Origin of the sequence: Kitasatospora sp. NPDC097691, from assembly GCF_040302665.1 — a bacterium.
In the GTDB taxonomy this organism is placed as follows: Bacteria; Actinomycetota; Actinomycetes; order Streptomycetales; family Streptomycetaceae; genus Kitasatospora.
This window is the reverse complement of the sequence record NZ_JBEORY010000001.1, coordinates 254833-273252: the sequence shown is the minus strand read 5'-3', so window position 1 is coordinate 273252 and position 18420 is coordinate 254833. Positions and strand designations below refer to the sequence as shown.

Below are 18420 nucleotides of genomic sequence, written 5' to 3'. Positions count from 1 at the left end.
AACGGGCCGTTGTCAGGATCATGTTGACGAACGATCAGATGATCCGATTGCCTGGTGTCGAATCGGCCACGAAGGGTGAGCGAAACACCCCTCCGGGGCTGGTTCCCCGACCGCCGACCCGACCGCCGACCCGTCCGACGGAGACACCGTGCGCCTTCGCCTTCGCCTGCTCGCCGTACCCCTCGCCGCGGCCGTGGCCGTGCTCGCCCCGAGCATCCCCGCCGCCGCGGCCGCCCCGGCCGCCACCCCCTCCGACCAGTGCTCGGCCGCCTTCCACCACGACGACGCCCGCCTCGGCCCGCAGGACCTGCCGACCAGCGGACGGATCGGGCGCCAGCTGATCGGCTACCAGCGCACCGGCGGAGCGAGCGACCAGGCCTTCCTCGCGCACTACTACGACGCGACCGCCAACGGCGGCAAGGGCGGCTGGATCTACCCGCCCGCCGACGGCTACGTCACCCTGCCCGACGGCAGCCCGATCGAGTTCGACATCACGCTCCACCCCAACCAGAACATCGACCGCTACGGCAGCGAGTACGGCGCCTTCCTCGCCCCCGAGGGCCTGCCCTACGCCAACCGCGCGATACCGCCGCAGAGCCTGGACGGCAACCCGCCGGCCGCCTGCAACTACCACGACTACAAGGTGGTCAAGGCGTTCACGGTGCACGCCGGCCCGATCGCGCCGTGGTTCGACCAGCCCGGCTGGGGCCTGCAGTACCAGCTCGACGCGACCCTGCTGCCCGGCGGCCCGGCCAAGCTGAACGTCCTCTGGCTGGTGGAGAACGGATACCTGGCCCGGATCTGAGCCACCGTCACGGACGGCGGCGTCCGGTGCCCCCGCCCCGCGCGGTCACCGGACGCCACCGTCGCGCCGGGTCACGGGCCAGGATTAATCGCTGGCGACTGCGGGGGAGCCGGGGATAGGAAGAGCGGGTGACCACCACCAGTGACCCCACCACCAGCGACCCCACCACCGAGCGGCGCGTCTTCCGCCCCGCCGTCCTCGACCTCGGCGACGCCCTGCTGCGCCCCTGGGGGCGGGCCCTCGACGTGCCCGGCGGCATCGTCCCCGCGCTCGTCGCCGCGTCGACGGACCCGGACATCGCCCGCTGGAACCCGCTGAGCGCCACCGATCCGGCCACCGCCGAGGCCTACCTGGACCGCTGCGACGACCACTGGGCCGACGGCACGATGGCCGGCTTCGCGATCACCGACGCCGCCGACGGCACCCTCCTCGGCAACGCCTTCCTGCGCTGGAGCAACCAGGCCGACGGCGTCGCCATGGTCGGCTACTGGCTGCTCGCCGCCGCCCGCGGCCGCGGCCTGGCCACCCGGGCGGCCACCGCCGTCACCCGCTGGGCCGTCGAGACCGCCGACGCCCGCCGCATCGAGCTGTTCCACGCCGTCGGCAACGACAACTCCTGCAAGGTCGCCGAGCGCGCCGGCTTCCCGTACGAGGGCACCCTGCGCGCCTCGTGGCGTTTCGAAGGCCGCGACTACCAGGACGAACACCTGCACGCCCGGCTGGCCTCGGACCCCTTCACCGCCTAGACCCGAGGCACCGCCCGGACCCGGCCCGCGTGGTCCGCCGACGCGGGCGCGGCCCGCGACCGCCCAGGGGGCCGCGACCGCAACCCCGCCGCACCGCTCCCGGACGCCCCGGCCCGGCAGGCAGCGCGCCGGGCGGAGGAGCGGCCTAACCTGGAAGGGCGCATACGGCGCGTGGCCTGCGAACGGAAGCGGTGGCCATGACGGTGATCTCGGCAGCTCTCTTCGGTACCGACTGGCGGCCCGCGCTGCCCGGTGGCGCGGACCTGCTGCGTGAGTGCGCCGCCCGGGGCTGGACGGTCGTGCTGACCGGGCCGGGACCCGCCGGGGCCCCGGCCCTGACCGTGACCGCCCCCGGGACCGATCCGGTCCGGGCCGCGCTGGACCTGCTGGACGGCACCCCCTCGCACGCGGTGGCCGTCGCGGGGAGCGTGCGCGAGGTACGGGCGGCGCGGCGGGCCGGAGTGCCGTGCATCGCCCTGGAGACCGGCGGTGCCGCCGGTCCGGAGCTGCGGGCGGCGGGCGCGGCCGAGGTCCACCGCGACGCCCCCGCCCTGCTGCGTGTCCTGGACGACAGCCTGCTGGCCCGTCCCCGGGCCTTCGGACCCGTGGGCGCCGGAACAGGCGGCGCCCGGAACGGTTAGCGCCGGCCCGTACCGGGAAACCGCCCCGGTGCGAGCACGTCACCGGAAGTGTCGGAGGTGACCGAGATGGACGGTCCCGCTTTGAGCGGATGGGAGCGGCGGCTCCTCGAGGAGATCGAGTCCGATCTGCGCCAGGACACACGGCTCGACCGCAAGCTGAGCACGATGGGCGCCAAGCGGCCCGGCCGGGTCCGGCGCGTGCTCCGCGCCGTCGGGCGCCGGGCCACCGCGGGGGTGGTCCTGACCGTCCTGGTGATGACGGCGATCTGCCTCGGCGTGGGCGCACGGACCCCGACCACGGCCGTGCTGGCCGCGCTCTCCGTGGTCTGGGCGGCCACCGTGGCGGCCGCGGTCGCCACCTCGGAGCTGCTGCGCCGTCGCAGCGCCTCCCGGGAAGGCCGGATCGAGGCCGCCGAAGCGGAGGAGCGCCGCGAACGCCGCGAACGGCGCCCATGGGACCGGCCGGAGGCGTGACGCGATGACCACCGATCTCTGGGAGCACCGCCCGGGCTCCCATCCCGCCGCCGATCCGGGCCTGGTCGGGTACGAGGTGCAGGCCACCGACGGCCCGGTCGGCACGGTCGAGCAGGACACCGGGGACCACCTGCTGGTCGACGCCGAGCCCTGGGTGCCGGGCACCCGGGTGCTCGTCCCGGTCGGCTCGGTCGCCCGGGTCGACCACCTCGTGCTCGCCGTCCACCTCGACTGCCCGCGGGCCAGGCTCAGTTCCGCCCCGCCCGCCGCCGTCGACCTGACCGCCCCCCGTCCGCGCTGAGGACCCGGTGCCATGCCCTGGCCGTCCACCACGCTCACCGGCCGGACGATCGCCTTCCTGGTCGCACCGTACGGGGTCGAGCAGGCCGAACTGACCTCCCCCTGGCAGGCCGTCGCCGAATCCGGCGGCACCCCGCGCCTGCTGTCCACCGCCGAGGGCCGGGTCCAGGCCGTCCGGCACCGTGCCCCGGGCGACACCTTCGCCGTGGACGCCCTGGTCGCCGAGGCCGACCCGGCCGACTACGACGGCCTGGTCCTGCCCGGCGGCGTCGCCAACCCCGACCACCTGCGCCTGGACCGCCAGGCGGTGGCGTTCGTGCACGCCTGCTGCGTCGGCGGCCGCCCGGTCGCGGCGATCTGCCACGCGCCCTGGACCCTCATCGAGGCCGACGCCGTCCGGGGCCGCACCCTCACCTCCTGGCCCAGCCTGCGCACCGACCTGGTCAACGCGGGTGCCCACTGGGTCGACGAATCGGTCCACGTCTGCCACGACGGCCCCGGCCCGCTCGTCACCAGCCGGAAGCCGGGCGACCTGCCGCTCTTCGAGGACGCGCTCGTGACGGAGTTCGCCCACGCCACGGCGAAGCGGCACAGGTAGCGGCCGACGGGAGGAAAGACCCACACCGGGGCGGGGGAGTCGTCCCGGTCGGCTCGGAGGCGGGCGGAGGTCGCGTCGGGTAGTGGGCCCGGGGAGCGGTGCAGGTGGCGCCCCCGGCGCGGAGGCGGTCTCAGTCGCCCCGGAGGCGGACGAAGGTGGCGTTGGGCGGGCGCCCGGTGAGGGTGAGTTCGGCGCGCAGTGGTGCGGTCAGGGGGTGGACCGGGCCGTGGTCGGGGTCGGTGGTGGCCGGGCCGAGGAGGGGGCGGGTGACGTCGGCGACCTCGCGGGACTGGACGGGGGTGAGCCGGGGGGTCGTCAGGAAGACCCGGCCGTCGTCGAGTCGGAGGACCAGCGCGTGCGGATGGGCGGCCGGGCCGGTGACGGCACTGACGGTGGCCTCGAGGGTGTCGCTGCGGCGGTACTTGACCCAGGAGCGCCCGGCGCCGCCCGGCCGGTACGGGGAGGCGGCGGCCTTGCAGACCAGGCCCTCCACCCCGGTGTCGGCGAGCTGCTCCATCCACTCCAGCGCCTCCGCCCGGTCGGTGGTGGCCAGCACCGGCCGGATCGGCGGCGGGACGTCGGCCAGGGCGGCGAGCAGCAGCCGGCGACGGTCGGCGAGCGGGAGCCGTCGGACGTCGCGGCCGGGCAGGGCCAGCACGTCGAAGGCGATCAGACCGAGCGCGACGTCCGAGGCGGCGGCGCGGGCCCGGCGGGTGCGCAGCAGCTCGCCGAAGGCGAAGCGGCCGCCGCGCCAGGCGACCAGTTCGGCGTCCAGCACCAGTCCTTCGGGCAGCCGGGCGACGGCGGCGGTGATCGCCGGGAACTCGGGGGCGAGGTCACGTCCGCTGCGGGACTGCAGGACCGGCGGGTGGTCGCCGCGGGCGAACGCGACGCAGCGGAAGCCGTCCAGCTTCAGTTCGTACTGCACGCCGCCGCCGCCCAGTCCGTCGGCGGGCGGTACGGCGGTGACGGCTGCGGGGCGCATCACCTCGACGGGCGGCTGCAGGACCTGGCGCGGCTCCCGCGCCCGCCGGGCCGCCGGCGGTCTCGTCCCTCCCGGTGGTGGCTGCCCCGGCTGCCGTGGCGCCGCCGAGGGGGCGGTCGGCAGCGGGCGGGCCCGCTCCGGGTCCAGCAGCGGGGCGAACAGGTCGCCGTCGGCGGCCACCCGCTCCGGGACCTCGGCGAGGGTGAAGGTCAGCTCGCGTTCCCCGGCGGCCCGCTCCAGCTCGGCCCAGGACAGCGGGGTGGAGACCGTCGGCAGCGGCCGGGCCCGCAGGGTGTAGGGCGCGGCGGTGGTCTTCTTGGCGTTGTTCTGCGACCAGTCGACCAGCACCCGGCCCCGGCGCCGGGCCTTGGCCATGGTGTGCACCGCCAGGTCCGGGTGCTCGGCCTCCAGGGCGGCGGCGAGTTCCTTCGCGTACGCGGAGACCCGGGTGCTGGGCGTGGGTTCGATCGGGACCAGCAGGTGCAGGCCCTTGGAGCCGGAGGTCTTCACCCAGGCGGTGAGGCCGTCGGCCGCCAGCCGTTCGCGCAGCAGCAGCGCGACCGCCCGGCAGGTGAGGACGTCCGCGCCCTCGCCGGGGTCGAGGTCCAGGACCAGCCGGTCGGCGAGGGCGGGCGCGGCCGCGTGCCACTGCGGGACGTGCAGCTCCAGGCAGCCCAGGTTGGCGACGGACAGCAGCGCCGCGCCGTCCTCCAGCACCACCTGCCGCAACTCCCCGGTGTTGCTCGGGACCTCGACGCTGCGCACCCAGTCGGGGGTGCCCGGGGGCGGGTTCTTGGCCACGAAGACCTCCGCCTCGACCCCGTCCGGGCAGCGCAGGAAGGAGACCGGGCGGTCGCGCAGGTGGGGGAGCAGCGCGGCGTGGACGGCGGCGTAGTAGCGCAGCACCTCGCCCTTGAGGGTGCCGGTGCGCGGGTAGTACACCTTGTCGAGGTGGGAGAGCGCGAGGGTGCGCCCGTCCACCGTCATCTGCGGCACGGTCCGTCTCCGAAGCCTCCGGTGGGTGGCCCCCGCAGCCAGTCTGCCCCGGTTCGGCGGCCATCGCCCGAGGCCGGGCGGCCGAGCGGCTGGCGGCCGGCGGCAGGCGGTGGTCACCGTCCGGGACCGACCAGCGCGTGGGCGTCCGCGACCAGGTCCTCGATCCGGGCCCAGTCCGGCGCCGGCCCGTCCAGGTACACGCCGAGCCAGCCCCGGTGCCCCACGTACGGCGGCCGGAAGTAGCGGTCGGGGGCCTGTGCGACCATCCGTTCCTGCGCTCCGCCGGGCGCCGCGCACCAGAAGCCGAGCCGGTCGTCGTGGTGGTGGTCGGCGAGCATGACGAACACCCGGGCCCGGCGGCCGGAGCCCGCGAACCAGGTCGGCTCCCCGTGGCTGACCCGCTCCTCGACCTCCGGCAGCGCCAGGCAGAGGGCCCGCAGCCGGTCCACCGGCCCGTGGGCCGTTCCGGGCACGGCGCTACCTCGTGGCCGGCCGGGGCGCGCCCGGGTAGGTGCCGAAGTACCAGCGGTTGCCCTCGGGGTCGGCGGCCGCGAAGTCGCGCGAGCCGTAGTCCGTGTCGTGGAGCCCGGTGGTGATCCGGGCACCGGCGGCCACCGCGCGGGCGTGCAGGGCGTCCGGGTCGGCGGTGACCACGTAGGCCGTGAAGCCGCCCGGCTTGCCGGGCCAGGGCGAGTCCCCGTCGGGCGTCTCGCGGTCCGAGCCGAGCATCACGCCGCCGCCCTCGGGCCAGGCCAGCTCGGCGTGGGCGACGAACTCGCCCTCACCGTGGGCGACGACCTCCTGGAAACCGAAGGCCTCGACCAGGAAGCGGATCAGCGCCCGGGCATCGGTGGCGCGCAGGCTGGGCCAGACCTGCGGGGCGGGGGAGGTCTCGGTGGCGTCCATGGCTGTCTCCTCGGGATCGGCTCGGGTGGGTGCGGGAGTCCGCTACGCCTCCCACTCTGCGGCCGCCCCGGCCACGCCGCCTTGGACGTTTCGGAACTTCGCCGTCTCCGGGCCCTCCGCCGCCAGCCAGGCGCTCGGCGCCGCCCCGGCCAGCGCGCGGAACTCGCGGGCCAGGTGCGCCTGGTCGAAGTAGCCGCAGCGCACGGCCAGTTCCGCCAGCCGGGACGGCGGGGCCGAGGCGGCGAGCAGGTGCCGGGCCCGGTCGAAGCGGATCACCCGGGCGGCGGCCTTCGGCGTCAGCCCGGTCTCCCGGCGGAACCGCTCCTGCAGGTGCCGGGCGCTCCAGCCGGTCTCCCGGGCCAGTGCCGCCACCGGCAGCGCGCCGCCGCTGCGGAGCAGGGCCCGCCAGGCCCAGCCGACCTCGGGCGGCACCTGCCCGGACGGCCGGGCGGCCCGCAGCAGTGCCCCGTCCAGCGCGGCGAACCGCTCCTCCCAGGTCCGCGCGGCCCGCAGCCGGTCCTGCAGCTGCGGGCCCAGCCGTCCGATCACCTCGTCGGCGGGGACGTCGATCCCGGCCAACTCCCCGGCGGGCAGGCCGAACAGCGCCCGGGCGGCGAGCGGGTGCACGGCGATCTGCACGCCGGACTGGGCACCCTCGTGGGTGATCAGGGCGGGGGCGGTGTGCAGGCCGCCGAGCAGGGTCGGGTAGCTGCCGGGCGGCTGCGCCGGGTCGGGGTGTCCGGCGATCACCAGGGGTTCGTCGAGGGTGAGGATGAAGGTCAGGTAGGGGGAGGGCAGGCCGCGGTGGACGGCGGGGGCGAGGCCGCGCTGCCGGTAGCCGGAGTACCAGGCCACGTACGGGCGCAGTGCGGTGGCGGGCCGGGCCCGGACGGCCTCGTCGACGGTCCCGGCACCGGGCCCTGCGGTGTCCGTGGTCACCCTCCCAGTATCGGCGGTCCAGCGGGCCGGGGCGCCGGGTCGCCGCCCGGCGCGGCTGCCGTCCCGGCGGGCCCGGCGCGGTCGCGGACCGGCGCGGCGTTGCTTATGGTGAGGGCGCGGTCACCCCGTTCGCGCCCGTGTCGGGCGCGGGGGAGAACCGTCCGGGGGGATGCGGGGGGAACCACCGACGAAGGAGTCCCCGTGACCACTGCCCGAGAGATCATGCACACCGGCGCCCAGTGCATCGGCGCCCACCAGACGCTGGCCGAGGCCGCGATGATGATGCGCGACAAGAACGTGGGTGCGTTGCCGATCTGCGGCGACGACCAGAAGCTGAAGGGCATCATCACCGACCGCGACATCGTGCTGCGGTGTATCGCCGAGGGCAAGGACCCGGCCACGATGACGGCCATGGACCTGTCCGGCCACCTGCACTGCGTGCGTGCCGAGGACAGCATGGACGTGGTGCTGCGCAAGATGGAGCAGCACCAGATCCGGCGCATCCCCGTGATCGACGGGGAGCGGCTGGTGGGCATGATCAGCGAGGCCGACCTGGCGATGGGCCACCGCGACGGCCAGCGGCTGACGGACCAGCAGATCATCGACTTCATGGACAGCGTCTACATGAAGCAGTGAGCCGCTGCGGTGATCCGACGCAGTGACTGACGCAGTGACGGGGCTCGGCTGGTTCCGAGCCGAGCCCCGGCCCCGTTCGCGCCCGTGACCGGCCGGTCCCCCCGTAACCGGCCGGGCACTTCGAAGGTGCCGGACGGGGCCGCCGCGCGTCTTGTACGAATGCGCACGCGCTCCGGAGCGGAGCCGGGGCCCGTCTCAGGCTCCGCCGGCGTCGAGGACGGCGCTGGTCACCCGCCCCGCCACCCGGTCGGTGGGCTCGGGCAGGGCTTCGGCGCCGCTGCGGGAGGCCAGGAACTCGCGCGGCGAGCAGCCGACCATGCCGCGGAAGTTCCGGTCGAGGTGGGACTGGTCGTAGTAGCCGCAGAGCACGGCGAGGTCGGCGCCGGTGGGGCGGTCCTCGCGCGCGGCCAGGACGCCGAGGGTGTGCTGGAGCCGGAGGATCCCGGCGGCCTGCTTGGGGGCCAGCCCGAGGTGCTCGCGGAAGCGCAGTTCCAGCCGGCGGCGGCTCCACCCGGTGCCCTCGACCAGGGTGTGGATCGGCACCATGCCGTGCGAGCGCCGCAGTCGGTGCCAGGCCCAGCGGACGGACGGCTCCCAGTCCGGGCCGTACGCGAACAGCGCGGCGAAGTAGCCGTCGAGCATGGCGAACCGGGCCGGCCAGCTCGGGGTGTCGGCCAGGCGGTCGGTCAGCGCGCGCAGCCGCGGGCCCAGGACGTCCCCGGGTTCGGCCCACTGCCCGCCGAGGTCGCCGGCCAGTGGGCCGAACGCCCGGAAGGCGCCCTGCGGGGTGAGCGAGACGGCCAACCCGTGCAGGACGCCCGAGTGTTCGGCGATCGTCGCGGTGCGGCGCAGCCCGGCCACGACCGACCCGAAGGAGGCGGCGGGCGTGGGGGAGACGGCGTCGGTGAGGCGCATGCTGCCCTCGAAGGCGAGGGCCACCGTGACCACGTCCGTCGGCACTTCCAGTCGGCGGCGCGGCTGCCGCAGGTCCAGCCGGTAGCCGCGGTAGCCGAGGACGTACCGGCGCAGCGGTACGGCGGGTGCGCCGAGGACCATCCCCGGCGCGGTCTTCGGGAGGGTGTTCCCGGTCATCTCAACTCCCGTGCTGGGCGGGGTGGGTGACATGTACACAGGTCATCCTAGGCGTACCGACGGCAGCTCAGGACGGTCTCACGGAATGGATTCCTCTTTCCCGCCAGTCGAGATGCGGGCACAATCGCGCACATGGGAAAGCAGTACGAATCCATCGACGGTCGACTGCGCCGGTTCATCGAGGGCCAGCCGGTCTACTTCGTGGCGACGGCCCCGCTGGCCGCCGACGGGCACGTCAACCTCTCGCCGAAGGGCCGTTCCGGCACCCTCGCGGTGCTCGACGAACTCACCCTCGCCTACCTGGACTTCGGCGGCTCACAGGCCGAGACCGTCGCCCACCTGCGGGAGAACGGCCGGATCACCCTGATGTGGTGCGCCTTCGAGGGGCCGCCGACCGTGGTGCGGGTGCACGGCACGGGTGAGGCGGTCTTCCGGGACGACCCGCGCTTCGCCGAGCTGCTCGGCCACTTCGACCCGGCCGCCGACGGGTCGGGCCTGCGGGCGATCGTGCTGGTCAAGGCCGAGCGGGTGAGCGACTCCTGCGGGTACGCGGTGCCGTTCATGGACTACCGCGCCGACCGCGACCTGCACACCCGGTACTTCGACCGCAAGGACGAGGAGGAGTTCGGCGTCTACTGCGAGCGCAAGCCCTTCGTCGGGACCAGCATCGACGGACTGCCCGCCGTCCCGCTGCCGCTCCCGCCCCGACCGGCCTGACGGGCGCGTCCGGGGCGGACGGCGGCAGCGACTCCAGGGCGTACGGCCGCGACTCCGGGGCGTACGGCCGCGACTCCGGGGCGTATGGCCGCGGGGACGACGAAGCCGCCGCACCCGGCAGGGGTGCGGCGGCAGCGTGGGGGTCTTACTTGCCCAGGCCGGCCTTGACGGAGCAGATCGGCCAGGCGCCCGGGCCCTGGGCGGCGAGGACCTTCTCGCCGATGGAGATCTGCTGGTCCTTGGTGGCCAGGTCGGCGCGCGGGGCGAAGGAGGTGCCGCCGAAGGCCGCCCAGGTGCTGGAGGTGAACTGGAGGCCGCCGTAGAAGCCGTTGCCGGAGTTGATGGCCCAGTTGCCGGTGGCCTCGCAGGCGGCGACCTTGTCCCAGACACCGGCCGGAGCGGCGGAGGCGCTGGTGGCCGTGACGAGGCCGGCCACGGGCAGGGCGGTGAGCGCCCCGGCCATCAGAGCCATCCGGACGCGGTTGCGGCGCTTCGGGGTGGCAGTGGTGGTGGCAGCGGCGGTCTCGTTACGGAAGGTCATGGAGTTCCTTTCGGAGGGGTTGCGAGCATGCGGAACCAGGCCCTCGGAAGGCCGACGGTTTCGGGGACGCGTCACTCGCGTGGTTCGGCACCGTTCCTGCTCGGTGGGCGGTGAGGCCCGTCCGGAGCGGATCGCTCGGTGCAACGGGTTCGAAGTTACGGGTCCGGTCGTGGCCGATTCAAGGATTCGAGGGTTTAGGCACGTCAGAGGCCTGTTACCGGGCGTAAGGATCAAGGAATTGTGCTGATTTCGCCCGATTTCCACCTATTTCCAAGATCAAACCACCCGGTGAAGTGGCCCGGGCCACAGCGAAAGCGCTGTGAGGCCGCGCACATCGTCGACAGCGCGTGACGGCCCGCCCGCCGCCGGTGCCGGATCCGCCGCGCCCGCCGCCGCCCCGGGTGGCCCGCACCACAGGGCTCACCCGGAGTGCCCCGTGGGCTCACGCACGGTGCCGCACATAGCCTCTGGGCCATGAGCAACGAGAGCGATGCAGCGGGTGCGGCGGACGCGGGAGCCGCGGACGCCGGTGCGGGAGGGGCGGCCGGGGCCGCGGTGCCGACCGGGCCGACGGGGCCGAGCGGGCCGGTCGGAGCCGAGGGCCACGAGGCCGCGGCCGCACCGCAGGGCTTCGAGCTGGGGACCGACGGGCCCACGGTGATCCTGGCGGGGCTGGACGGTTCCGACTCCTCCTGGCGCGCCACCGCCTACGCCGCCGGGCTGGCCCGCCGGCAGGGCGCCGTCCTCGCGGTGGCGTACATCCAGCCGATCCTCGCCGCCGCGACCGCCCTGGCCGGGGCCGCGGTGGAGGAGACCACCCAGGAGATCGCCGAGGAACTGCTGGCCGCCCTGCGCGAGGCCGAGGAGCGGGTGCGCGAGGTGTGGAAGGTGGACTGGCGGTTCCTGACCATGCGCGGCGACCCGTACGGCGGACTGGCCAGGCTCGCCGACGAGCTGCGCGCCGACGCCGTGGTCGTCGGCGTCTCCGAGCAGGCCGGGCACAAGGTGATCGGATCGGTGGCCGTCCGGCTGGTGAAGGCAGGCCGCTGGCCGGTGACCGTCGTTCCCTGACAGTGACGGCCGGAGTCGGAGTCGGGGCCGGGGCCAGGGCCGGCGGGGCCGGGGCCGACCGGCCGCAGGGCGGGGACGGGGCGGCGGGTAGGGTGCGTGAACATGACGGACACGCGGGGCACGCACCCCTCCGAGCCCGCCCACCCGACCGGCAACGACCTGCACCTCGACCTCCCCGCCACCGGCGGCCGCCGCGCCGCGCTGATGACGGCCCTGCGCGAGGCGATCCGCAGCGGCCGGCTGGCACCCGGCACCCGGCTGCCGCCGTACCGGGCCCTCGCCGTAGACCTCGGCCTGGCCCGCAACACGGCCGCCGAGGCCTACGCCGAACTCGTCGCCGAGGGCTGGCTGACCGCCCGTCAGGGATCCGGCACCGCCGTCGCCGAACGCGCCGAGCCCGTCCCCGCCACCCGGGCCCGCCGGCCCTCGCGCCGGCCCGGGCCCCGGCACGACCTGCGCCAGGGCCAGCCCGACGCCGCCTCCTTCCCCCGCACCGCCTGGCTGGCCGCCGCCCGACGGGCCCTCACCGCCGCACCCAACGAGGCCTTCGGGCCCGGCGATCCGCAGGGCCGGCGCGAGCTGCGCACCGTCCTCGCCGACTACCTGGCCCGCGCCCGGGGAGTGCGCACCGACCCGGACCGGATCGTGATCTGCTCCGGCTTCGCCCACGCCCTGCGACTGCTCTTCGACGGCGCGCGGCCCGTCCTGCCGCCCGCCGAGAACGGCCCGCTGGCCGTCGAGGCGTACGGGCTGGGCTTCCACCGCGGGCTGCTGGCCACCGCCGGGGTGACGGCCGTTCCGCTGCCGATCGACGAACAGGGCGCCCTCGTCGACGAGTTGACGCACCACGGAGACGTCCGCACCGCCCTGCTCACCCCCGCCCACCAGTTCCCCACCGGCGGCCCGCTGAACCCGGGCCGCCGCGCCGCCGTGATCGACTGGGCGCGCGGCCGCGGCGGGCTGCTCCTGGAGGACGACTACGACGGCGAGTTCCGCTACGACCGGCAGCCGGTCGGCGCCGTCCAGGGCCTCGACCCCGAGCGGGTGGTCTACGTCGGCAGCGCCAGCAAGAGCCTCACCCCCGCGCTGCGCCTCGGCTGGATGGTGCTGCCGGACCATCTCGTCGACCGGGTGCTCGCCGCCAAGGGCGAGCGCGAGGGCTGGGCCAGCGCGCTGGACCAGCTGACCCTCGCCGAGTTCATCGACTCCGGCGGCTACGACCGGCACGTGCGCCGGATGCGCCGCCGCTACCGCGACCGCCGCGACCAGCTGGTGGCCGCGCTGGCGGCGAGCGCCCCGCACGTCGAGGTGTCCGGCATCGCGGCCGGTCTGCACGCCGTGCTGCGACTGGAACCGGGCACCGAGCGCTCGGTGCTCAAGGCCGCCGCCTACCGGGGCCTGGCCGTCGACGGGCTCGCCGACTTCCGGCACCCGGCGATCGGCCCGGAGGCCATGCCCACCGTGGACGGGCTGGTGGTCGGCTACGCCACGCCGCCCGACCACGCCTACGCGGCGGCGGTCGCGGCGCTCTGCGACATCCTGCCGCCGCCGGCCTGAGCAGGGACGGCGGGGACGGGGGAGCGGAGCGGGGGAACCGAAACGGGGGAGCGGAGCGGGGGAACCGAAACGGGGGAGCGGAGCGGGGGAACCGAAACGGGGGAGCGGAGCGGGGGAACCGGACCGGGGGAGCCGGACCGGCCGGCCCGCCCGCCCGAGCGGTGCGGGGGAGCAGCCGGGCGCCGGGCCGGAGGCAGGGCCGGGGACCGCGAAGCATAAACCCCCGGACGCCCGGACGGGGCCGTGACCGGACCGACCGGTCCGCCGCGTCCGCTCGCGGCTCCTGCGTCGGTACGGAACCGGGCAGAGGCGGGCAACCCCGGCGGTGCCCCGGCCTACGCTCCATGGTCATGCGCAGAACACATCCGATCCGCGCCGCGCTCGTCGCGTGCCCGGCCCTCGTCGGTCTGCTCCTCTCCGCCGCTCCCGCCCGGGCCGACTCCCCGCTGCCCCTCACGGTCGTCTCCGACAGGCAGACGACCGTCCGGGGCGGCGAGTTCACGCTCACGCTGACGCTGACCAACCCGTACGACACGCCGATCCAGTTCGTCTACCAGAGTGTCCAGGAGACCTACGGGACCAGCCTGCAGACCGGCCTCAAGTTCACCGAGACGGCCTGCGGCACCCAGACCAACGGCTGCAGTGACAACGTCCACGGCGGCATCGCCCGGTACGACGTGCCGCTCGGACCGGGAGCCGTCAGCACCTTCACGGTGACCTACGCCATCGCGCCCGACTCGGCCTGCGGTGATGCCACCCGGATCGACTTCTACTCCTACCTGTACTACGAGTACAACGGAGGGTTGAACAACAACTCGGGCATCGTCGAGGTCCCGGGCACCCAGGTCGCCTGCACCTGACCGGGACCGACCCGGCACCCCCACTGCGCATCCCCGTACTCCCGTCAGGTGCCGGCCTCCCCCCGTGTCGGCGCCTGACGGGCCCTTCTGCGCGCCCGGAGGCGAGGTGGGCCCGGCAGTTCGGTTCGACCGCGTACGGCACCGGCCGCACGGGCCTGAGAACCGGTCGACCGGTGTGCCGGGTTGACGCCGGTCGGTGGCCGCCGGGGCGGCCGGCGGGGTCGTGGTCGGGGAGGGGAGGCCGTTGGCGTCGCGGGGATCCGCCGGGGTGAACGGATGTTCCTCCGATCCTCGGCGTGATGGGGGCGGACCGCGCGAGATTCACCCTATCGGGGGGTACTGGGCGTCCGTGCGGGCTTGGCCGGGTCCTGGTGATCTAGGGTTCCGGATGGGCCACCGCCAGCCGGTGGCCTCACTCGCGATACGTCGCCAACGCCCCCACCAGTCTACGGATCTGATGATCCGTCACGGCATGCGCCCAGGGCGGTTCGGATGGCCTTGGCCGCGTGACCCGACCACAGGAATGGAGACCCTGCCGATGCCCGTGGACACGAGCCCGGAGACAGAGCAGGTCAAGCAGCAGAGCCTTGCGACGGCCGCTGCCCGCAACCTTGCCACCACGACCAAGTCCGCACCGCAGATGCAGGAGATCACCTCCCGCTGGCTGCTCAAGGTGCTCCCCTGGGTGCAGGCCGCCGGTGGCGCCTACCGGGTCAACCGCCGGCTCACCTACGCCGTGGGCAACGGCGTGGTGGAGTTCATCAAGACCGGCTCCCAGGTCCGGGTGATCCCGGCCGAGCTGGGCGAGCTGGCGCTGCTGCGCGGCTACGAGGACGAGGACGTGCTCGCCGCCCTCGCCGACCGCTGCCAGCAGCGGGACTTCGGCCCCGGCGAGGTGCTCACCACCCAGGGCGAGGCCGCCGACCGGATCTTCCTGATCGCGCACGGCCGGGTCAACCTGGTGGGCACCGGCAAGTACGGTGACGAGACCGAGATCGGCGTGGCCGCGGACGGCGACCGCTTCGGCGACGACGCGCTGCTGAACCCGGACGCCGCCTGGGACTTCACCGCCAAGACCGCCACCTCCGGTGTCGCCCTCACCCTGTCCCGGGCGGACTTCGCCGCCATCCGGGACAACGCGCCGAGCCTCCAGGAGCACCTGCAGGCGTTCCTGGCCCTGCCGCTGCAGGCCCAGAACGAGCGCGGCGAGGCCGAGATCGCCATGTCGGCCGGCCACCACGGCGAGTTCGAGCTCCCCGGCGCCTTCGTGGACTACGAGCTGAAGCCGCGCGAGTACGAGCTGAGCGTCGCGCAGACCGTCCTGAAGATCCACACCCGGGTCGCGGACCTGTACAACCAGCCGATGAACCAGACCGAGCACCAGCTGCGGCTGACCATCGAGGCCCTGCGCGAGCGGCAGGAGCACGAGATCGTCAACAATCCGGAGTTCGGCCTGCTCCACAACGCCGACTTCGACCAGCGGATCCAGACCCACTCCGGCCCGCCCACCCCGGACGACCTGGACGAGCTGCTCAACCGTCGCCGTGACCCCGACTACCTGCTGGCCCACCCGCGGACCATCGCCGCGATCGGCCGCGAGTTCAACGCCCGGGGCCTGTACCCCACCCACGTCGACCTCGGCGGGCAGCAGGTGCCGGCCTGGCGCGGGGTACCGATCCTGCCGTGCAACAAGATCCCGATCACCAAGGAGAACACGAGCTCGATCCTCGTGATCCGTACCGGTGAGGACAACCAGGGCGTGATCGGTCTGCACCAGACCGGCATCCCGGACGAGTACCAGCCGTCGCTCTCGGTCCGCTTCATGGGGATCGACGAGAAGGCGATCATCTCGTACCTGGTCAGCGCCTACTACTCGGCCGCGATCCTGGTGCCGGACGCGGTCGGCGTGCTGGAGAACGTGGAGATCGCGCACCGTCGCCACTGACCGCGTAACTGATCGCCCAACTGATCGCGCACAACAACGGGCGCGGGCCGTAACCGGCCGGCTCGATGATCGTTTGACCTGATGACGGACGGCCCGCCCCCCGGAAAGGCGGGCCGTCCGGCTGATTGCGTCCGATCATTTCTGGTCGTGCCCGATCGACTTCGACCGGGGAGTGACCGCTGTCGGCTGTCCTGCTGTGCTTGCGGCGATCCGTCGACCAGTGCCCGGCCGTTCCGCTTCGGTCCCGTCCTGTCAGGTCTCGTCCTGTCAGGTCCCGTTCTGTTCCGCCCGTTCCGTCCCCAGGTGATCCGAGAGGTGTGTGGTGCCCATGTCCCAGCGTCGGCAGTTACGACGGATACCGCTGCACGGCGGCGGGACACCGGCCTCCGGGCGACGGGCGCGGCTGATCGGCGCCGCCGTCGGCGCGGTCGCGATGTGCGCGCTGGTCACCGGCGCGACCGCGTCCGGGGCCGAGCGCACCGGAGGGCATCCGCAGGGCCCGTCCGTGGACACCTGCGTCTGCACCGGGACCGACGTGTCGGTGTCGGTGGGGCCGGGCGGCAGCGTGGGCGTCGGGGTGGGCGTGGACGTCCAGGTCGGCGTCAGCGTCGCCCCTAACGCCGGGACGGGACACCACGGCCACAAGCCCCCGGCCGGACACCACCCGTGCCACACGCCCCGGGCCACCCCCCGCCCGGCGGCGCCCTCCGCCTCGGCCGGACTCCAGCCGGAGCACGGGCGGCCGGACGACGAGCACGAGGGGAGCGACGGGCAGTCCGGGCACGGCGATCACGACGGGCACGGTTGGCACGACTGGCATCACCACCACCATCACCACCCGCATCCCTGCCCGACTCCGACTCCGACACCCACGCCGACACCGACGCCCACGCCGACACCGACGCCCACCCCGACCCCGACCCACACGCCGACACCGACGCCGACACCGACGCGTACCCCGACCCCCACCCCGACTCCGACTCCGACGCGTACCCCCACACCGTCGCCGACCCCGCCCAGCCCGACGCCGGCTCCCAGTCCGCCGCCCGCGTCGCCCCCCGCGCCTCCGCCGCCGCCCGCGCCCGCACCGCCTCCGGCGCCCCCGGCGGCCCCCGCGCCCGCACCTGCCGATCCGGCTCCGCCCGCCCCGGCCCGGCCCAGCCCGGCGCGCCCGAGCCCGCTGTGGCCGGCCCCGCCGACGCGACCGGTGTTCCCCGTCCCGGCGGCGCAGCCGATGGCCGTGGTGCAGCGCCACCACGGCGCCCCGATGACCACCACGCTGCTGCTGATCATGGTGCCCGGTGTGCTCGCCGCGGCGGCCCTCCGCCCGGGTCGCGGTCAGGGCCGAGGCCGCTCGGGCCGGTCCTGACCGGCCGCGGGCCCCGCCGCCCGCCGTCCGGCCCTGCGGCGTCCGTCGGCCCGGGGCCGCCCCAGACCTTTCCGTTTCGTCACAAGCCAAGCCAGAGAAGGGAGTTCCCATGTCCGAGTGGGTGGCGTTGACCATCGCCATGGCGTCGGCCTTGGCCGTCGTGGTGGCGGTGGTCCTGCTGAGGAACCGTCGGGTGGGCGCCGCAGAGGAGAACACGGACGAGACCCCGGACGTCATCGAGTACATCACGATGATGATCGGGGTGGTCTACGCGATCGTCCTCGGTCTCGCCATCGCGGGCGTCTGGGAGGCGCGCGGCGTCGCCCAGGACGACCTGTTCCGCGAGGCGCAGTCCTTGCGCGAGGTGAGCGACCGGGCGGTGGTCTACCCGGTCGAGTTCCGCGACCAGGTCCGGGCCGACGTGGACGCCTACGTCACGTACGTGGTGAACACCGAGTGGGACTACATGCGCGAGAACGGCGAGATCTCCGAGCAGGGCGACCAGTTGCTGCAGAAGCTGCAGACCGACGTCGCCACCCGGGCGCCGGCCTCCGACCTGGAGTCGCAGGCCTACCAGCCGATCATGGACCGGATCAGTCAGGCCTCCGAGGCCCGCCAGGCGCGCGGTCAGAACGCCGGCTCGACGATGCCGGGGATCGTCTGGTTCGGCCTGATCGGCGGCGCGGTGGTGACCGTCGGCATGCTGTTCGCCCTGCAGATCCGGCGCACCCCGAGGGAGTTGATCCTGGCGCTCTGCTTCAGCGTGCTGATCGCCTTCCTGCTGTTCATGATCTGGGACTTCGACGACCCGTTCGCCCGCAGCGTCTCGGTGACCACCCAGCCGTTCGAGGACCTCTTCCCGACGCTGAACCTCAAGGGCTGACCCGCCGGGAGGGCCGGTCCCGGTACTCCCGGACACCGGGAGAATCCAGGCAGATGATCTTCGGATAATCTTGCCCGGATCGCCGGGAACCGGTCCCCGGCGGAGGCATCGAGGGGATCGTCGGCAGTGTCCGAACCGACGCCGGATCTCGCCGCCCCTCGGCGCCCGCCCCGTGCGGCCTCGCGGCCGGCGTGATGGACGGTGCGGTGCGCTGCTACCGCACCGAGGTCAGCCCGCGGCGCCCGGCCTGCTGCCCGTACACGCCGTCCGTGCGTGTCGCGACCGACCGGATCGGACGGGACCGGTGTTCGCCGTCGAGGGTGTCCGCCCGCCGGACGGCCCCCGGCCCGGCTTGCGGT

General features: G+C 74.6%; 20 protein-coding genes. 14 read left to right on the top strand and 6 right to left on the bottom strand.

The genetic code is table 11. The annotated features are described in order from the left end of the window. Window positions 1–148: 148 nt before the first annotated feature. The 6 genes from ABTY56_RS01185 (at window position 149) to ABTY56_RS01160 (ending at window position 3564) form a co-directional block, all read left to right on the top strand. Window positions 149–805: a TNT domain-containing protein gene (locus ABTY56_RS01185; protein ID WP_350625167.1), complete on the top strand. Its 657-nt coding sequence runs from the start codon at window positions 149–151 to the stop codon at window positions 803–805. Between the two features lie 128 nt (window positions 806–933). After that, window positions 934–1551: a GNAT family N-acetyltransferase gene (locus ABTY56_RS01180; RefSeq protein ID WP_350625165.1), complete on the top strand. Its 618-nt coding sequence runs from the start codon at window positions 934–936 to the stop codon at window positions 1549–1551. Between the two features lie 197 nt (window positions 1552–1748). Beyond that, window positions 1749–2192 (top strand): HAD family hydrolase, encoded by a 444-nt coding sequence (locus tag ABTY56_RS01175; protein ID WP_350625163.1) that lies wholly within the window; start codon window positions 1749–1751, stop codon window positions 2190–2192. A gap of 66 nt (window positions 2193–2258) precedes the next feature. Continuing rightward, window positions 2259–2666, top strand: a complete 408-nt coding sequence (locus ABTY56_RS01170; protein ID WP_350625161.1) for a DUF3040 domain-containing protein — start codon at window positions 2259–2261, stop codon at window positions 2664–2666. 4 nt (window positions 2667–2670) lie between these two features. Then, complete coding sequence (locus tag ABTY56_RS01165; protein ID WP_350625159.1) at window positions 2671–2967, top strand: PRC-barrel domain containing protein; 297 nt, start codon at window positions 2671–2673, stop codon at window positions 2965–2967. A 12-nt stretch (window positions 2968–2979) separates the two neighbouring features. After that, the gene (locus ABTY56_RS01160; protein WP_350625157.1) at window positions 2980–3564 is read left to right on the top strand and encodes a type 1 glutamine amidotransferase domain-containing protein; all 585 of its coding nucleotides are present in this window, start codon (window positions 2980–2982) and stop codon (window positions 3562–3564) included. Window positions 3565–3694: 130 nt separating this feature from the next. Here the strand turns inward: ABTY56_RS01160 and ligD are convergent, their stop codons facing one another. The 4 genes from ligD to ABTY56_RS01135 all read right to left on the bottom strand — a co-directional run bounded on the left by ligD (window position 3695) and on the right by ABTY56_RS01135 (window position 7390). Continuing rightward, window positions 3695–5536: a non-homologous end-joining DNA ligase gene (gene ligD / locus ABTY56_RS38780; protein ID WP_502893002.1), complete on the bottom strand. Its 1842-nt coding sequence runs from the start codon at window positions 5534–5536 to the stop codon at window positions 3695–3697. Window positions 5537–5658: 122 nt separating this feature from the next. Next, the gene (locus tag ABTY56_RS01145) at window positions 5659–6018 is read right to left on the bottom strand and encodes an MmcQ/YjbR family DNA-binding protein (RefSeq protein ID WP_350625155.1); all 360 of its coding nucleotides are present in this window, start codon (window positions 6016–6018) and stop codon (window positions 5659–5661) included. Window positions 6019–6022: 4 nt separating this feature from the next. After that, window positions 6023–6451 carry a VOC family protein gene (locus tag ABTY56_RS01140; RefSeq protein ID WP_350625153.1) on the bottom strand — a complete coding sequence of 143 codons (429 nt, stop codon included), beginning with the start codon at window positions 6449–6451 and terminating at the stop codon, window positions 6023–6025. Window positions 6452–6493: 42 nt separating this feature from the next. Beyond that, window positions 6494–7390: a helix-turn-helix domain-containing protein gene (locus ABTY56_RS01135; RefSeq protein WP_350625151.1), complete on the bottom strand. Its 897-nt coding sequence runs from the start codon at window positions 7388–7390 to the stop codon at window positions 6494–6496. Between the two features lie 201 nt (window positions 7391–7591). On the opposite strand from ABTY56_RS01135, the gene ABTY56_RS01130 reads away from it, so the two are divergent. Continuing rightward, window positions 7592–8026: a CBS domain-containing protein gene (locus ABTY56_RS01130; protein WP_350625149.1), complete on the top strand. Its 435-nt coding sequence runs from the start codon at window positions 7592–7594 to the stop codon at window positions 8024–8026. A 195-nt stretch (window positions 8027–8221) separates the two neighbouring features. On the opposite strand, the gene ABTY56_RS01125 is transcribed toward ABTY56_RS01130, so the two are convergent. Beyond that, window positions 8222–9118 (bottom strand): helix-turn-helix domain-containing protein, encoded by an 897-nt coding sequence (locus tag ABTY56_RS01125; RefSeq protein ID WP_350625147.1) that lies wholly within the window; start codon window positions 9116–9118, stop codon window positions 8222–8224. 132 nt (window positions 9119–9250) lie between these two features. Here ABTY56_RS01125 and ABTY56_RS01120 point away from each other — a divergent pair, with 132 nt between their 5' ends. Continuing rightward, window positions 9251–9835, top strand: coding sequence for a pyridoxamine 5'-phosphate oxidase family protein (locus tag ABTY56_RS01120; protein ID WP_350625145.1), 585 nt, complete (start codon window positions 9251–9253; stop codon window positions 9833–9835). A gap of 145 nt (window positions 9836–9980) precedes the next feature. Here ABTY56_RS01120 and ABTY56_RS01115 read toward each other — a convergent pair whose 3' ends face one another. Further along, a complete protein-coding gene (locus ABTY56_RS01115; protein ID WP_350625143.1) occupies window positions 9981–10376 on the bottom strand; it encodes a transglycosylase family protein in 396 nt (131 codons plus the stop codon). A 474-nt stretch (window positions 10377–10850) separates the two neighbouring features. Between ABTY56_RS01115 and ABTY56_RS01110 the strand changes: the two genes are divergently transcribed. From ABTY56_RS01110 to ABTY56_RS01085, 6 genes are all read left to right on the top strand, one after another. Then, complete coding sequence (locus ABTY56_RS01110; RefSeq protein ID WP_350625141.1) at window positions 10851–11447, top strand: universal stress protein; 597 nt, start codon at window positions 10851–10853, stop codon at window positions 11445–11447. Window positions 11448–11549: 102 nt separating this feature from the next. Continuing rightward, entirely contained in the window at window positions 11550–13004 is a 1455-nt protein-coding gene (gene pdxR / locus ABTY56_RS01105) for a MocR-like pyridoxine biosynthesis transcription factor PdxR (RefSeq protein WP_350625139.1), read from the top strand. 350 nt (window positions 13005–13354) lie between these two features. Then, on the top strand, window positions 13355–13864 hold the full coding sequence (locus ABTY56_RS01100; protein ID WP_350625137.1) for a hypothetical protein: 510 nt from the start codon (window positions 13355–13357) through the stop codon (window positions 13862–13864). Between the two features lie 538 nt (window positions 13865–14402). Next, window positions 14403–15809 carry a family 2B encapsulin nanocompartment shell protein gene (locus ABTY56_RS01095; protein ID WP_350625135.1) on the top strand — a complete coding sequence of 469 codons (1407 nt, stop codon included), beginning with the start codon at window positions 14403–14405 and terminating at the stop codon, window positions 15807–15809. A gap of 1234 nt (window positions 15810–17043) precedes the next feature. Continuing rightward, on the top strand, window positions 17044–17178 hold the full coding sequence (locus ABTY56_RS01090) for a hypothetical protein (RefSeq protein WP_350625133.1): 135 nt from the start codon (window positions 17044–17046) through the stop codon (window positions 17176–17178). A 109-nt stretch (window positions 17179–17287) separates the two neighbouring features. After that, window positions 17288–18061 (top strand): bestrophin-like domain, encoded by a 774-nt coding sequence (locus ABTY56_RS01085; RefSeq protein ID WP_350625131.1) that lies wholly within the window; start codon window positions 17288–17290, stop codon window positions 18059–18061. The last annotated feature ends 359 nt before the right edge of the window (window positions 18062–18420 follow it).

What these genes read in the sequence shown, in the direction of transcription:
- ABTY56_RS01090 (WP_350625133.1), top strand. Translation starts at nt 17,044, where the DNA reads ATGGCCGTGGTGCAGCGCCACCACGGCGCCCCGATGACCACCACGCTG.
- ABTY56_RS01110 (WP_350625141.1), top strand. Translation starts at nt 10,851, where the DNA reads ATGAGCAACGAGAGCGATGCAGCGGGTGCGGCGGACGCGGGAGCCGCG.
- ABTY56_RS01175 (WP_350625163.1), top strand. Translation starts at nt 1,749, where the DNA reads ATGACGGTGATCTCGGCAGCTCTCTTCGGTACCGACTGGCGGCCCGCG.
- ABTY56_RS01160 (WP_350625157.1), top strand. Translation starts at nt 2,980, where the DNA reads ATGCCCTGGCCGTCCACCACGCTCACCGGCCGGACGATCGCCTTCCTG.
- ABTY56_RS01120 (WP_350625145.1), top strand. Translation starts at nt 9,251, where the DNA reads ATGGGAAAGCAGTACGAATCCATCGACGGTCGACTGCGCCGGTTCATC.
- ABTY56_RS01125 (WP_350625147.1), bottom strand. Translation starts at nt 9,118, where the DNA reads ATGACCGGGAACACCCTCCCGAAGACCGCGCCGGGGATGGTCCTCGGC.
- ABTY56_RS01085 (WP_350625131.1), top strand. Translation starts at nt 17,288, where the DNA reads ATGTCCGAGTGGGTGGCGTTGACCATCGCCATGGCGTCGGCCTTGGCC.
- ABTY56_RS01100 (WP_350625137.1), top strand. Translation starts at nt 13,355, where the DNA reads ATGCGCAGAACACATCCGATCCGCGCCGCGCTCGTCGCGTGCCCGGCC.
- ligD (WP_502893002.1), bottom strand. Translation starts at nt 5,536, where the DNA reads ATGACGGTGGACGGGCGCACCCTCGCGCTCTCCCACCTCGACAAGGTG.
- ABTY56_RS01095 (WP_350625135.1), top strand. Translation starts at nt 14,403, where the DNA reads ATGCCCGTGGACACGAGCCCGGAGACAGAGCAGGTCAAGCAGCAGAGC.
- ABTY56_RS01170 (WP_350625161.1), top strand. Translation starts at nt 2,259, where the DNA reads ATGGACGGTCCCGCTTTGAGCGGATGGGAGCGGCGGCTCCTCGAGGAG.
- ABTY56_RS01140 (WP_350625153.1), bottom strand. Translation starts at nt 6,451, where the DNA reads ATGGACGCCACCGAGACCTCCCCCGCCCCGCAGGTCTGGCCCAGCCTG.
- ABTY56_RS01165 (WP_350625159.1), top strand. Translation starts at nt 2,671, where the DNA reads ATGACCACCGATCTCTGGGAGCACCGCCCGGGCTCCCATCCCGCCGCC.
- ABTY56_RS01115 (WP_350625143.1), bottom strand. Translation starts at nt 10,376, where the DNA reads ATGACCTTCCGTAACGAGACCGCCGCTGCCACCACCACTGCCACCCCG.
- pdxR (WP_350625139.1), top strand. Translation starts at nt 11,550, where the DNA reads ATGACGGACACGCGGGGCACGCACCCCTCCGAGCCCGCCCACCCGACC.